Annotated in this window: 13 protein-coding genes; 11 read left to right on the top strand and 2 right to left on the bottom strand. The window is 72.2% G+C overall.

The annotated features are described in order from the left end of the window. Positions 1-9 precede the first annotated feature (9 nt). The 4 genes from M4J07_RS29805 to M4J07_RS29820 are packed head-to-tail and all read left to right on the top strand — an operon-like array spanning position 10 to position 3,438. Positions 10-1,020: a S1C family serine protease gene (locus M4J07_RS29805; protein ID WP_255976745.1), complete on the top strand. Its 1,011-nt coding sequence runs from the start codon at positions 10-12 to the stop codon at positions 1,018-1,020. Between the two features lie 29 nt (positions 1,021-1,049). Next, positions 1,050-1,217 carry a hypothetical protein gene (locus M4J07_RS29810; protein ID WP_255976686.1) on the top strand — a complete coding sequence of 56 codons (168 nt, stop codon included), beginning with the start codon at positions 1,050-1,052 and terminating at the stop codon, positions 1,215-1,217. Between the two features lie 41 nt (positions 1,218-1,258). Next, entirely contained in the window at positions 1,259-1,996 is a 738-nt protein-coding gene (locus M4J07_RS29815) for a response regulator transcription factor (RefSeq protein WP_255976688.1), read from the top strand. Then, complete coding sequence (locus M4J07_RS29820) at positions 1,993-3,438, top strand: HAMP domain-containing sensor histidine kinase (RefSeq protein ID WP_255976690.1); 1,446 nt, start codon at positions 1,993-1,995, stop codon at positions 3,436-3,438. The genes M4J07_RS29815 and M4J07_RS29820 overlap by 4 nt, the downstream gene beginning before the upstream one ends. 11 nt (positions 3,439-3,449) lie before the next feature. Here M4J07_RS29820 and M4J07_RS29825 read toward each other — a convergent pair whose 3' ends face one another. Next, positions 3,450-4,709: an LmeA family phospholipid-binding protein gene (locus tag M4J07_RS29825; protein ID WP_374215106.1), complete on the bottom strand. Its 1,260-nt coding sequence runs from the start codon at positions 4,707-4,709 to the stop codon at positions 3,450-3,452. 123 nt (positions 4,710-4,832) lie between these two features. Beyond that, positions 4,833-6,650 carry a bifunctional metallophosphatase/5'-nucleotidase gene (locus tag M4J07_RS29830; RefSeq protein WP_255976694.1) on the bottom strand — a complete coding sequence of 606 codons (1,818 nt, stop codon included), beginning with the start codon at positions 6,648-6,650 and terminating at the stop codon, positions 4,833-4,835. 135 nt (positions 6,651-6,785) lie between these two features. Between M4J07_RS29830 and mshD the strand changes: the two genes are divergently transcribed. From mshD to M4J07_RS29865, 7 genes are all read left to right on the top strand, one after another. Further along, positions 6,786-7,721, top strand: a complete 936-nt coding sequence (mshD, locus tag M4J07_RS29835) for a mycothiol synthase (RefSeq protein WP_255976695.1) — start codon at positions 6,786-6,788, stop codon at positions 7,719-7,721. A gap of 141 nt (positions 7,722-7,862) precedes the next feature. Then, the gene (locus tag M4J07_RS29840) at positions 7,863-8,345 is read left to right on the top strand and encodes a GntR family transcriptional regulator (protein WP_255976697.1); all 483 of its coding nucleotides are present in this window, start codon (positions 7,863-7,865) and stop codon (positions 8,343-8,345) included. Then, the gene (locus M4J07_RS29845) at positions 8,342-9,238 is read left to right on the top strand and encodes an ABC transporter ATP-binding protein (RefSeq protein ID WP_255976699.1); all 897 of its coding nucleotides are present in this window, start codon (positions 8,342-8,344) and stop codon (positions 9,236-9,238) included. Before M4J07_RS29840 ends, M4J07_RS29845 begins: the two co-directional genes overlap by 4 nt. Further along, positions 9,235-10,275, top strand: coding sequence for a hypothetical protein (locus M4J07_RS29850; protein ID WP_255976701.1), 1,041 nt, complete (start codon positions 9,235-9,237; stop codon positions 10,273-10,275). The genes M4J07_RS29845 and M4J07_RS29850 overlap by 4 nt, the downstream gene beginning before the upstream one ends. Further along, positions 10,272-11,216: an ABC transporter permease gene (locus M4J07_RS29855; protein ID WP_255976703.1), complete on the top strand. Its 945-nt coding sequence runs from the start codon at positions 10,272-10,274 to the stop codon at positions 11,214-11,216. Before M4J07_RS29850 ends, M4J07_RS29855 begins: the two co-directional genes overlap by 4 nt. Beyond that, complete coding sequence (locus M4J07_RS29860) at positions 11,213-11,398, top strand: hypothetical protein (RefSeq protein WP_255976705.1); 186 nt, start codon at positions 11,213-11,215, stop codon at positions 11,396-11,398. Before M4J07_RS29855 ends, M4J07_RS29860 begins: the two co-directional genes overlap by 4 nt. Then, positions 11,395-12,369: a hypothetical protein gene (locus tag M4J07_RS29865; RefSeq protein ID WP_255976707.1), complete on the top strand. Its 975-nt coding sequence runs from the start codon at positions 11,395-11,397 to the stop codon at positions 12,367-12,369. The genes M4J07_RS29860 and M4J07_RS29865 overlap by 4 nt, the downstream gene beginning before the upstream one ends. Positions 12,370-12,371: the final 2 nt, after the last annotated feature.

The raw sequence follows: 12,371 nt of genomic DNA on the forward strand, positions 1-12,371 counted from the left end.
GGCACCACCGTGTGGCCGGGCGGCGACAGCGGTGGTCACGGCGGTGGTCACGGCGGTGAGCCGACCACGCAGTTCGCGGCCTTCGGCGCCGAGCCGCCCGCGGACCCGCCGGCCCCGGCGGCCGGCCGGCGGAAGCGGCTGCGCGGCCCCTTCGGACTGATCGCGGCCGTGGCCGTCGCGGCGGCGGCCATCGGCGGCGCCACCGCGTACGGCTTCCAGGAGCTGACCGGTTCCGACACCGTGTCCGCCTCCTCCACCAGCACCAACGTCGTGCCCAGCAGCAAGAAGGGAACGGTCTCCGGGGTCGCCGAAGCGGTCAGCCCGTCGATAGTCGAGATCAACGCGACGCTCAGCTCGGGCTCCTCGACCGGCTCCGGCGTGATCCTCACCGGCGACGGCGAGATCCTCACCAACAACCACGTGATCTCCGGCGCCTCCTCGGTGAAGGTGCAGACGAGTGACGGCAAGTCCTACACCGCCGAGGTCGTCGGCACCGACGCCAAGAAGGACCTCGCGCTCATCAAGCTGAAGAACGCCTCGGGCCTCAAGGCCGCCACGCTCGGCGACTCCGACGGCGTCAAGGTCGGCGACGAGGTCGTCGCCATCGGCTCCCCCGAGGGCCTGACCGGCACCGTCACCAGCGGCATCGTCTCCGCGCTCGACCGCGACGTCACCGTCTCCACGGACGAGGGCAACCAGCAGGAGCAGCAGCAGGGCGGCGGCAACGGCCAGTGGCCGTTCGAGTTCGGCGGCCAGGAGTTCAACGGCGACACCGGCTCCTCCACCACCACGTACAAGGCGCTGCAGACCGATGCGTCGCTCAACCCCGGCAACTCCGGCGGCGCCCTCATCGACATGAACGGCAACATCATCGGCATCAACTCCGCGATGTACTCCGCCAGTTCGGACTCCTCGACGTCGTCGTCGAGCGCCGGCAGCGTCGGCCTCGGCTTCGCCATCCCGATCAACACCGTCAAGGCGGACCTCGACTCGCTGCGGGCCGGAGGCTCCGACAGCTGACCCGCCACCCCGCTCCGGGAGGACCCCTCATGATCCGCACCGTGCACCACCCAGAGGCCTCGGCGGCCCCCGCCGCCCTCGGCCTCGCCCTCGCCGTGGCCTCGGCGCTGCACGCGCCGGCCACCCGGGCGCCGGAAGTCGCGCCCCCGGCACGACGCCGGGCGCCACGCGGCCGCCGCGCGGCCGTGCGAGGCTGAAGACGGCCCTGCCCGTACCCACTCGTAAGGAAGCACAGCCCATGAGCCCCGCCGAAGGCGACCGCGACGACCGGCACCGCATCCTCATCGTGGACGACGAGCCCGCGGTGCGCGAGGCACTCCAGCGTTCCCTCGCCTTCGAGGGGTACGCCACGGAGGTCGCCGTCGACGGCGCCGACGCGCTGGAGAAGGCCGCCGCGTACCGGCCCGACCTCGTCGTCCTCGACATCCAGATGCCGCGCATGGACGGCCTGACCGCCGCCCGCCGGCTCCGCGCCACCGGCTCCACCACGCCGATCCTCATGCTGACCGCCCGCGACACCGTCGGCGACCGGGTCACCGGGCTCGACGCGGGCGCCGACGACTACCTGGTCAAGCCGTTCGAGCTCGACGAACTCTTCGCGCGGGTACGGGCGTTGCTGCGGCGCAGCTCCTACGCTGCCGCTGCGGGCGGGGACGTCGACGACGCGGACGTCCTCTCCTTCGCCGACCTGCGCATGGACCTGGCCACCCGGGAGGTGACGCGCGGCGACCGCACGGTCGAGCTGACCCGCACCGAGTTCACGCTCCTGGAGATGTTCCTGGCGCACCCGCGCCAGGTCCTCACCCGCGAGCAGATCCTCAAGGCCGTCTGGGGCTTCGACTTCGAACCGTCGTCCAACTCGCTGGACGTGTACGTGATGTACCTGCGGCGCAAGACCGAGGCCGGGGGCGAGCCGCGGCTCGTGCACACCGTGCGGGGCGTGGGGTACGTCCTGCGGTCGGGCGCGGCCGAGTGAGCGGGTTGCTCCGCAGGCTGCGCGGACTCCCGTTGCGGTCGCGGCTGGCGCTGCTGGTGGCGGTGGCCGTGGCGGCGGCGGTGGCGGCGGTGGCGGTGACGTGCTGGTTCATCGTGCGCGGGAAGCTGTACGGCGAGGTCGACGACGACCTCCACTCGCTCGACAAGTCGATGTCGCTGAGCGACGTCCAGTCGGTGCTGAACGAGTGCACCGACTCCCCCGGGCAGCAGAACTCCCCCGGCCCGCGGTCCTCGTACTACTTCCAGCTGGTGAAGGCGGACGGCACGCCCTGCGTCTTCCCGGGCTCCCGTGGAACGGTCGAGGTCTCCGACAGCGACACGGCCGTGGCCGAGCACCCGGACCCGGAGGTGGAGACGTACCGCAACGGCAAGGCCACCGACGGGACGCCGGTCCGCGTCCTGACCGTGCCGGTCATCTCCAAGGGCCCCGGCCGCGTGGTCCTCGCGAACAGCTCCCTCCTCGTCGCCTACCCGCTGGAGGACACCCAGTCCACGCTCAACGAGCTGGCCCTGGTCCTCCTCCTCGTCTCGGGGATCGGGGTGATCGGCGCCGGCGCCGCCGGCCTCTGGATCGCCCGGTCCGGGCTGCGCCCCGTCGACAAGCTCACCGAGACCGTCGAACACGTCGCCCGCACCGAAGACCTCACCGTGCGCATCCCCGTGGAGGGCGACGACGAGATCGCCCGGCTCTCGGCCTCCTTCAACTCGATGACCGCCGCCCTCGCGGCCTCCCGCGAGCTCCAGCAGCAGCTCATCGCCGACGCCGGCCACGAACTGCGCACACCTCTCACCTCGATGCGCACCAACATCGAGCTGCTCACCCGCAGCGAGGAGACCGGCCGCGCCATCCCGCCGGACGACCGCAAGGCGCTGATGGCGTCGGTCAAGGCGCAGATGACGGAGCTGGCCGCGCTCATCGGCGACCTCCAGGAACTGTCCCGTACCGGACTGAGCGGCAGCGACGGCCCGCTGAAGGTCGTGTCGCTGCACGAGACGGTCCGCGCGGCGCTGGAGCGCGCCCGGCTGCGCGGTCCCGAGCTCAAGATCGTGTCGGAGCTGGCCCCCTGGTACGTCAGGGCGGAACCGGCGGCGCTGGAGCGCGCCATCGTCAACCTGCTCGACAACGCGGTGAAGTTCAGCCCGCAGCGCGGCACCGTCGAGGTCCGGCTGATGCGCGGGACGCTGACCGTACGGGACCACGGCCCGGGCATCCCGGCCGATGAACTCCCGTACGTCTTCGACCGGTTCTGGCGCTCCCCGTCCGCCCGCGCCCTGCCGGGCTCGGGTCTCGGCCTGTCGATCGTGGCCCGCACCGTGGAGAGCTACGGCGGCGAGGTCGGGCTGGCCGCGGCCGACGGCGGCGGCACCGTGGCCACGATGCGGCTGCCGGGAGCCCCGACGCCGCCGCCGGAACTCCCCTGACGCACCCGCTCTCAGTGGCCGACGGCGAGTCCCGCGCCGGACAGGTCCACCCGGATCCCGTCCTTCTCCACGGTCACGTCGCGCAGCCGTACGTAGCCGTGGTCGCCGGGCAGCTCCGGCAGCCGGAAGGCGAGGGAGAGGCGGTCGGCCAGTTCGGGGCGGGTCAGCCGGGTGAGGCCGTCGAGGAGCGCCGGGTCGAGGCCGATCTTCTGCAGGAGCCAGGGGTGGTCGATCGCGATGTCGATCAGGTTCATCCCCATCAGCCGCTTCACGAAGCGGGGCGATCCGGTCAGCTCGCTGAGCTTCGCGTCGCTGTGCAGCGCCTCGCGGACCATTCCGTCGGGGACGCCGGCGCGCCGCACGATCGCCGGGACGGACAGCAGCCGCCTGGCCTTGTCGGTCTCCTCGGTGATCCGGTCGACGGACTTGGCGGTCAGGTGCAGGCCCTCCGTCGTCCCGGTGCCCGGCCGGTAGCTGGCCAGGTCACCGATGTCGAGGCGCATCCCGTCGATGTCGGTGGCGATGCCGGTACCGCCCAGGCGCCGGATCGTGGCGTCGGCGCGCACCTTCACCTGGTGCCCGGCGACCGGCAGCGTGCCGCGCGCCAGGACCCGGTCGCGGCCGTGCCCGGTGAACGTGACCTGGGACGCGCCCAGTTCACGGTTCATGTCGGCGAAGCTGAGCAGCACCTCGCCGTGCATGGCGTCGACGTGGGCCCCGCTGATGTCGGTGAGTCCCGAGCCCTCGATGCGGACGTCGCGGGCGGTCGCCTGGACCTTGGCGAGGGTGACGCGGTCGGCGGCGACGTCGGGGACGGTGACCTTCATCTCGTCGATCCGGCGGTCCGCGAGCTGGGTGAGGAACGGGAAGCCCTGGATCTCGACCTCGGGGGCCGCGGTCAGCTTCAGTTCCTTCTTGAGCTGCTGGGCCGCGCGGTGCTCGGCGTACAGGACGGCCCAGCGGTCGGCGAGGGCGAGGAACGAGACGAGGACGACCACCGCGACGACGCCCTTCGTGACGATCGACAGTCCGGCGAAGCGGTTGCGGCGGCGGCTGCCGCGCCGGTGGTTGGGCGGGGCCCATTCCTCGCCGTCGGGGTCGCCGGGGTCGTCCGGCTCCTCGTGCAGGAAGTCGTCGAGCGGGTTGCCGGCGAGGGCGGCCAGCTCGTCGTAGGGACTGCTCGCTGCCCGCAGGGGCTCCGATGGAACCGATTCCTCCGGCCAACCATCAGAAGGCATGCGGGTGTTGGATATGCGGTGGGGGGTACGCATCGGGTGATTCCACCACACACCCCCACCCTTTAGGCAAACAACCTTCACAACAGGCGGCACATACGACGGGTGGCCCACGGTCGGTTCAACCGTAGGCCACCCGGAATCAAGAACGCGTTACGGCTACTTGATGATCGTGATGCGGTCCGCCTTCGGGGGCGCGATCGGGTTCGCGGCCGAGGAGTTGGCGGTCAGGTAGTCGTTGAGCGCCTTCAGGTCGTCGGCGCCGACCAGCGGGTTCTTGCCCGCGCCGAGCGCCGCGAAGCCGTCGCCGCCGCCCGCGAGGAAGGAGTTCATCGCGACGCGGTAGGTGGCGGCCGGGTCGATGGCCGCCCCGTTCAGCCTGATCGAGTCGACGACCACGCGGGCCGCGCCGGTCTTCGTCATGTCGAGCGTGTACGTGAGCCCCGCCGACGGCTGGAGGATCTTCGGCGACGCCTCGTTCCCGCCGCTGACCTGCTGCTGGAGCGCCTCGATGACCTGCGCGCCGGTGAGGTCGGCCAGGTTGACCGTGTTGCTGAACGGCTGGACCGTGAACGCCTCGCCGTACGTCACCACGCCGTCGCCCTCGCTGCCGGTCGCCTTGTGGACGAGGTCGGCGCGGACGCCGCCCGGGTTCATCAGGGCCAGGCTCGTCTTCGGGTCGAGGGACTGGGCGTGGGCGAGCTGCGCGTCCGCGATGAGGTCGCCGAGCGGCTCCTCGGGGGTGCCGGCGCCGCGGCCCAGGATGTCCGCGGAGATGTGGCCCACGGCCTGGTTCGCGACGGGCGCGGCCAGCTTGTTCCACCGGCCGATCAGCGCCGTCATGTCGGCGGCCTTGTCCTGGGTCCGCGTCACCACGTGGTTGGCCGACTTCACCGACGTACGGACGATGTCCCGGGTGTGGCGGTCGTAGGTGAGCGTCGTGTCCGTGTACAGCCTCCCGAACGAGGACGCGGACGTGACCATGCGCGGATGGCCCGCCGGGTCGGGGATGGTGCACGCGTACGCGTTGTGCGTGTGGCCGGTGACGAGGGCGTCGACCTTCGGCGTGATGCCCTTGGCGATGTCGACGATCGGTCCGGAGATGCCGGAGCCCGCGCCCGGCGAGTCGCAGTCGTAGTTGTAGGACTGCGAGGCGGGCACGCCGCCCTCGTGGATCAGCGTGACGATGGACTTCACGCCCTGCTTGTCGAGGATCTTCGCGTACTTGTTGACGGTCTCGATCTCGTCGTGGAACTTCAGGCCCTTGACGCCGTCGGCGGAGACGATGTTCGGCGTGCCTTCCAGCGTGACGCCGATGAAGCCGATCTTCACGCCGTCGTGCTTCCACACCCAGTAGGGCTTCAGGATCGGCTTGCCGGTCTTCTCGTCGGTCACGTTCGCGGCGAGGTAGGGGTAGTCGGCGCCCTCGAAGGTGCGGCCGTCCTCGAAGCAGCCGTCCTTCGCGTGGCAGCCGCCGTTCTGCATGCGCGCCAGCTCGGCCGCGCCCTCGTCGAACTCGTGGTTGCCGACGGACGTGACGTCCAGGTCGAGCTTGTTCATGGCCTCGACGGTGGGCTCGTCGTGGAAGAGGCCGGAGAGCAGCGGGCTGGCTCCGATGAGGTCACCGGCGGCCGCCGTGACGCTGTACGGGTGACCCTTGCGGGCGGTGCGCAGGGAGGTCGCCAGGTACTCGACGCCGCCCGCGTCGATCTTCTTCGTCGTGCCGTCCGCCTGGTCCTCGGTGACCTGCCCGGACGATCCGGCCGGCGGCTCCAGGTTGCCGTGGAAGTCGTTGAACGACAGCAGCTGTACGTCCTGGTAGCGGCCCTTGCCCGGGTGGTGGCCGCTGCCTGCGTGGTGGCCGTCGGCCGCGCCCGCGGGCAGCGCGGCGATCAGCGCGCCCGCGGTGGTGAGGGTGGCGGCCGCGGCGAGCACGGCTCTCAGCCGGCGCCCCGGCCGGTTCGTCTGTACGGGCATCTGTCCCCCTGGGGATCACTGCGACTGCGGGATTGCGGGGGCAGCCTAGGGTCAACGCGCGTAGCGCAACAGGGGGTTGCGGGTTACGAGCTGGTTGCCGCCGCCTTGCGCGGGCCGCGCCGTACCCTCGTAGCCATGACCACGGACCCCGCAACCGCCGCCGAGCCCGCTGTCCCGGGCCGCCGGATCGACACTCTGTCCGCCCTGACCGCCGAGCAGTCCGCCGCCGTGCTCGCGCTGCTCACCGACGCCGCCCGGGCCGACGGCCAGCAGGCCGTCTCGGAGCAGGGGCGGCTGCAGCTGCGGGGCGGGGAGCGGGACGGCGTGCGCCATCTGCTGCTGACCGTCGACGAGGATCTGGTCGGGTACGCGCAGCTGGAGGACACCGATCCCATCGAGGCCCCGGCCGCCGAGCTCGTCGTGCACCCGGCGCACCGCGGGCACGGGCACGGGCGGGCGCTCGGCACGGCGCTGCTCGCGGCGTCCGGCAAGCGGCTGCGGGTGTGGGCGCACGGCGGGCACAGCGCGGCCCGGCACCTCGCGCAGGTGCTCGGTCTGACCCTGTTCCGTGAACTGCGGCAGATGCGGCGGTCGTTGACCGATCTGGAGCTGCCCGATCCTGAGCTGCCCGCGGGCGTGCGCATCCGTACGTTCGTGCCGGGGCAGGACGACGCGGCCTGGCTCGCGGTGAACGCGGCGGCGTTCGCCCACCACCCCGAGCAGGGCTCGCTCACCCAGCGCGACCTGGACGACCGCAAGGCCGAGCCGTGGTTCGACCCTGCGGGCTTCTTCCTGGCGTTCGAGAACGACGAGCTGGTCGGCTTCCACTGGACGAAGGTGCACGCGCAGGAGCGGCTCGGCGAGGTGTACGTCGTCGGCGTCGCGCCCGGGAACCAGGGCGGCGGCCTCGGCAAGGCGCTCACCACGACGGGGCTGCGCCACCTCGCGGCGGCGGGTCTGCCGACGGCGATGCTGTACGTCGACGCCGACAACAAGGCGGCGGTGCGGGTCTACGAGCGGCTCGGGTTCGCCACGTACGAGACGGATCTGATGTACCGCACAGAATCCTGACACACTCCTTCCGCAGTCCTGACCTGCGGTTTTTCACGAGGGGGCGGCGCCTTGGGGCGCCGCCCCCTCTTTCGTGGCTTGACGCGGCGGGCACCCTTGCATCACCCTTTCACTACTTGATTAGTGAAAGGGGGTACGCCAGTGGGGGAGCAAGAGCGCGTCATCGAGTTCCGCATCGACCGCCACAGCGGCGTCTCCACCTACCTGCAGATCGTCCACCAGACCGAGCAGGCTCTGCGGCTCGGAATGCTGGAGCCGGGCGACAAGCTGCCCACGGCCCGCGAGGTCGTGGAGGCCACGGCCATCAATCCGAACACGGTGCTCAAGGCCTACCGCGAGCTGGAGCGCTCCGGCCTCGTCGAGGCCCGTCGCGGCCTGGGCACGTTCGTCCGCAGATCGCTCGGGTCCGCGCCCGCCGACTCCCCGCTGAAGGCGGAGCTCGACGACTGGGCGCGCCGGGCGAGGGAGGCGGGCCTGGACCGCGGCGACGTGGCGGCCCTGTTCGGCAACGCGCTGGAGGAACACTTCGGCACCGCCTCCGGCACTGCCTCCAGTACTGCCTCCGGCACGACCACCCGCAAGACCACCAGCACGACCACCAGCACGACCAAGGGGAACGCATGAACACGGCCCTCGAGGCGACGGGCCTCGTGAAGCGGTACGGACGGCACGCCACCGCGGCCCTCGACGACTGCTCCTTCCGGCTGCCCGAAGGCCGGATCAGCGCCCTCGTCGGACCGAACGGCGCGGGGAAGTCCACGCTGCTCGCGATCGCCGCCGGACTGCTGCGCCAGACCTCCGGGCAGCTGCGCGTGCTCGGCGCCGGGCCCGGCGAGGCCCGCGCCAGGGTCGGTTACCTGTCCCAGGACAAGCCGCTGCACCCCCAGCTGTCCGTCGCGGACACGCTGCGGTTGGGCGCCGAGCTGAACCCGGACCGCTGGGACGCGGCCTACGCGGCGGGGATCGTCGAGCAGGGCTCCCTCGACCCGAGGACGAAGGTCCGTGCGCTCAGCGGCGGCCAGCGCACCCGCGTCGCGCTGGCCATCGCCCTGGGCAAGCGGCCCGAGCTGATGCTCCTGGACGAGCCGATGGCCGACCTGGACCCGCTGGCCCGGCACGAGCTGATGGGCACGCTGATGGCGGACGCGGCCGAGCACGGCACGACCGTCCTGATGTCCTCGCACATCGTCGCCGAGCTGGCCGACGCCTGTGACCACCTGCTGCTCCTGGGCGGTGGCCGGATCCGGCTCGGTGGCGGCATCGACGATCTGATCGGCGCGCACAGCCTGGTCACGGGCCGCGGCGACCTCTCGAAGCACACGGTCGTCGAGTCCCGGGCCTCCGGCCGCGGTGTCACGGCCCTGATCCGCAGGGACGGTCCGGTCGGCGAGGGCTGGCAGGTCCAGGAGCCCTCCCTGGAGGAGCTGCTCCTGGCGCATCTGCGCTCGCCGGAGGCCCCGGCCCTGATCACCCCGAGCACGGCCTCGACGGCGGACCGCACGGCGGTGACCGCATGAGCGCCCCGTCCCTGGAAAAGCCGGAGAAGCCGGAGAAGCCGGTGAAGCAGGCGAAGCCGACGGTGCGGCGCACGCTCCCCGGCCCGGACGGCCTGGTGTGGACGATGCTGCGGCTGCACCGCACCGCCCTGTGGGTGTGGACCGGCTACGCCGTGATCAGCCTCGGTCTGCTGCTGTGGCTGTGGGGCCCGGGCGCGTCGGCGGCGCAGAAGGCGTTCGACACGTTCGGCTACGCGGGAGCGCAGGAGAACGGCTGGGAGGGCAAGTCCTTCCCCTTCTCCGCCTGGCTGCCCGAGTTCCTGTCGCCCCTCGGCTCGTTCGACACCATCTTCTACGAGCCGGCGTCCCTCACCCGGCTGCTGGCGATCGGCATCGCCGTGTTCGCGGCGGGCCCGCTGATCGCCCGCGAGCTGGAGCTGGGCACGGCCGGATGGGCGTGGACCCAGTCGGTGACCCCGGCCCGCTGGCTCGTCGCCAAGCTGACCGTGCCGGCGCTCCTCATCACGGTCTGCACGGGCCTGCTGGTGATCGTGTACCGACTGGTGTGGAACGCCCACGGGCATCTCCTCATCGCCGGCATCGGCCCGCGCTCGTTCTACTTCAACATCGGCCCGGCCACCGTCGCGAACGCCCTGTTCGCCCTGGCCTTCGGCGTGCTTGCCGCGCTGGTGCTGCGCCGCGCCCTGCCCGCGCTCGCCGTCTCCGGTGTCGTCGCGTACCTGGTGGGTGCGCTGCGCGGCAACTCCTGGCCGTTCCAGGGCCGTTACCAGCAGCCCGAGATCCCCGTGCACAGCAAGGCGATCACGTCGGGCGGCGCCGAGATCCGCGACCCCGGCTGCTACCTGGACAAGGCGTGCCTCGCCCGCCACGACGTCACCGGCTTCACCCGCCAGTACCTCCCCTCGCAGGACTACTGGCCGCGCCAGCTCACCGAGACGGGCATCCTGCTCGGCCTCACCGCGCTCTGTGTCGTCGCCGCGTTCCTGGTGCTGCGCCGGTACCAGCCCAAGAAGACCACGAAGGGGGCCCGGGGATGAGTGCCACGGCCTTCTCGCCGCGCTCGGGCCTGACCTGGACGGTGCTGCGGCTGCACCGCGGCAGCATCTGGCTGTGGGCGCTGTACGTCGCGGTCACCGCGGGCCTGCTGCTGTGGGCGTGGGGCCCCGGCACGAGCGGGCTCGGCATCATCGGCGTCTGCTCGCCGAAGGTGGCGACCGGGTGCGTCGCCGAGGGCGACACCGCGGGCGCGTACCACTACGTCCTCCAGTTCACCGACGTCCTGGTGTCCTTCCTGCCGGCGGCCGCCGCGGTGTACGCGGGCGGCACCCTGATCGGTCAGGAACTGGAGCGGGGCACCGCCCAGTTGATGTGGACGCAGTCCGTGTCGCCGGTTCGTTGGCTCACCACGAAGCTGGTGCTGCCGGCGCTGCTGCTCGTCGCGGGGACGGGCGTGCTGGTCCTGCTGCGCCGGGCGGTCGCGGCGCAGACCCCCTACCTCACCGACAACCAGTGGTTCACGGGTTCCCCCGGGGCGCTGAGCCCGGTCGTCATGGCGATGCCCCTGCTGGGTCTGGCCTGTGGCGCGCTGGCCGCCCTGCTGAAGCGGCGCGCGCTGGCCTCGGCGGGCATCGGACTGGTGCTCACGGTCGCGCTGGGGACGTTCGTCGGTCTGGTGCGCTCGCGGCTGTGGCCCACCGAGACGGTGTTCGGCTCGGTCGAGCGCGGCTACCCCGGCTTCGTCGGTGAGGTGGTCTCCGAAGGGGCCGTCACCGGATCCGGCGCCCACGTCGCCGACCCGATGTGCGGCGCCGACCGGGCCTGCCTGGTCGATCACAACATCACGGGCTTCTACACCGAGGGCCACCCGCCCTCGCACTTCTGGCCGCTCCAGCTGGTCGAGACGGGTCTGGTGCTGGCGCTGACCGCCGCCGTCGTGGCCCTCACGTACCGCACTCTGAGGAAGCGAGTCGCCGTATGAACCGCTCACCGGTCCTGTCCCCCACGCCCCGGCCGTTCGCCCGGCCGGTCCTGTGGCTGATATCGGCGGCCCGCTCGGCCGCCACGGCACTCCAGTTCTGGAACACGGGAGCGGCCGAGCCCACCGCGCCGTCCCGCCCGAAGGACGTCCGGCAGGCCCACGGGAAGAGATCCGGCTCATGACGTACGCACTCCCGGCCCCGCGCCGGCCGCGGCTGCGGACCACCGGGCCGGTGTGGGTGGTCCTGCGCCTGCACCGCGTCGCCCTGTGGACTTGGACGGCCGTGGTCGTGGCCTCGGTGCTGGTGCTGCTGTGGCTGTACGGGCCGGGGGCGGACGCCGCCCTGCGGCACCTGGCCGCGTGCACGGCCCCGGGGTGCGAGCCGGTCGGCGGCGCGTGGGGCCGGTACAAGGACCTGTACGAGCTGACCGCGGCGCCCATCGCCGCCGCGCCGTACGCCGCGACGATCCTGATGGGCGGCATCTGCATCGGCCGCGAACTGGAGCGCGGGACCGCCCAGTTGATGTGGGCCCAGGCCCTCAGCCCGGCGCGCTGGCTGGCCACGACGCTGGCGGTGCCCACCGCCTGGTTCACCGCCGGGATGGTTCCGCTGGTCGCGCTGCACCACCTGGTGTGGTCGTCGGGGCCGCTGCCCCGCCGCGACCTCCCCTGGCACGACCCGGACCTCTTCGCCACCACGGGCACGCTCCCGCTCACCCGGGTCCTGCTCGGTCTGGCGCTCGGCGCGCTCGCCGGAGTGCTCTACCGCAGGGCCGCGACCGGCGGACTCGCCGGGATCGCCGTGCTGCTCGTCACCGGCGTCCTCGGCATGCGCTACCGCGCGAGCCTGTGGCCCACCGCCACCGACACCGGCCTCAAGGCGCTGCGCCCGCCGTCCGACGCGCACGTCCTGGAGCACGGCGCGGTCCTGCGCAGCACCGGCGAGCGGATCGGGAACAACTGGGCGTGCGTCGACGCCGACAGCGCGGCCGATCTGCGCCGCTGCACTGAGCAGTTCAAGGACTTCTGGGTGACGTACCACCCCGCGTCCCACTACTGGCCGATCCAGCTGCTGGAGTCCGCCGTGGTCCTCGCGCTCACCGGTGCCGTGGTCGCGGTCGCCTTCCGCGTCCTGCGCAAGCACGCCCCCTGAGG

The sequence above is a fragment of the Streptomyces longispororuber genome (genome assembly GCF_024448165.1).
Classification (GTDB): Bacteria; Actinomycetota; Actinomycetes; order Streptomycetales; family Streptomycetaceae; genus Streptomyces; species Streptomyces longispororuber_A.

What these genes read in the sequence shown, in the direction of transcription:
- M4J07_RS29830 (WP_255976694.1), bottom strand. Translation starts at nt 6,650, where the DNA reads ATGCCCGTACAGACGAACCGGCCGGGGCGCCGGCTGAGAGCCGTGCTC.
- M4J07_RS29855 (WP_255976703.1), top strand. Translation starts at nt 10,272, where the DNA reads ATGAGTGCCACGGCCTTCTCGCCGCGCTCGGGCCTGACCTGGACGGTG.
- M4J07_RS29865 (WP_255976707.1), top strand. Translation starts at nt 11,395, where the DNA reads ATGACGTACGCACTCCCGGCCCCGCGCCGGCCGCGGCTGCGGACCACC.
- M4J07_RS29815 (WP_255976688.1), top strand. Translation starts at nt 1,259, where the DNA reads ATGAGCCCCGCCGAAGGCGACCGCGACGACCGGCACCGCATCCTCATC.
- M4J07_RS29845 (WP_255976699.1), top strand. Translation starts at nt 8,342, where the DNA reads ATGAACACGGCCCTCGAGGCGACGGGCCTCGTGAAGCGGTACGGACGG.
- M4J07_RS29810 (WP_255976686.1), top strand. Translation starts at nt 1,050, where the DNA reads ATGATCCGCACCGTGCACCACCCAGAGGCCTCGGCGGCCCCCGCCGCC.
- M4J07_RS29850 (WP_255976701.1), top strand. Translation starts at nt 9,235, where the DNA reads ATGAGCGCCCCGTCCCTGGAAAAGCCGGAGAAGCCGGAGAAGCCGGTG.
- M4J07_RS29860 (WP_255976705.1), top strand. Translation starts at nt 11,213, where the DNA reads ATGAACCGCTCACCGGTCCTGTCCCCCACGCCCCGGCCGTTCGCCCGG.
- M4J07_RS29825 (WP_374215106.1), bottom strand. Translation starts at nt 4,709, where the DNA reads ATGCGTACCCCCCACCGCATATCCAACACCCGCATGCCTTCTGATGGT.
- mshD (WP_255976695.1), top strand. Translation starts at nt 6,786, where the DNA reads ATGACCACGGACCCCGCAACCGCCGCCGAGCCCGCTGTCCCGGGCCGC.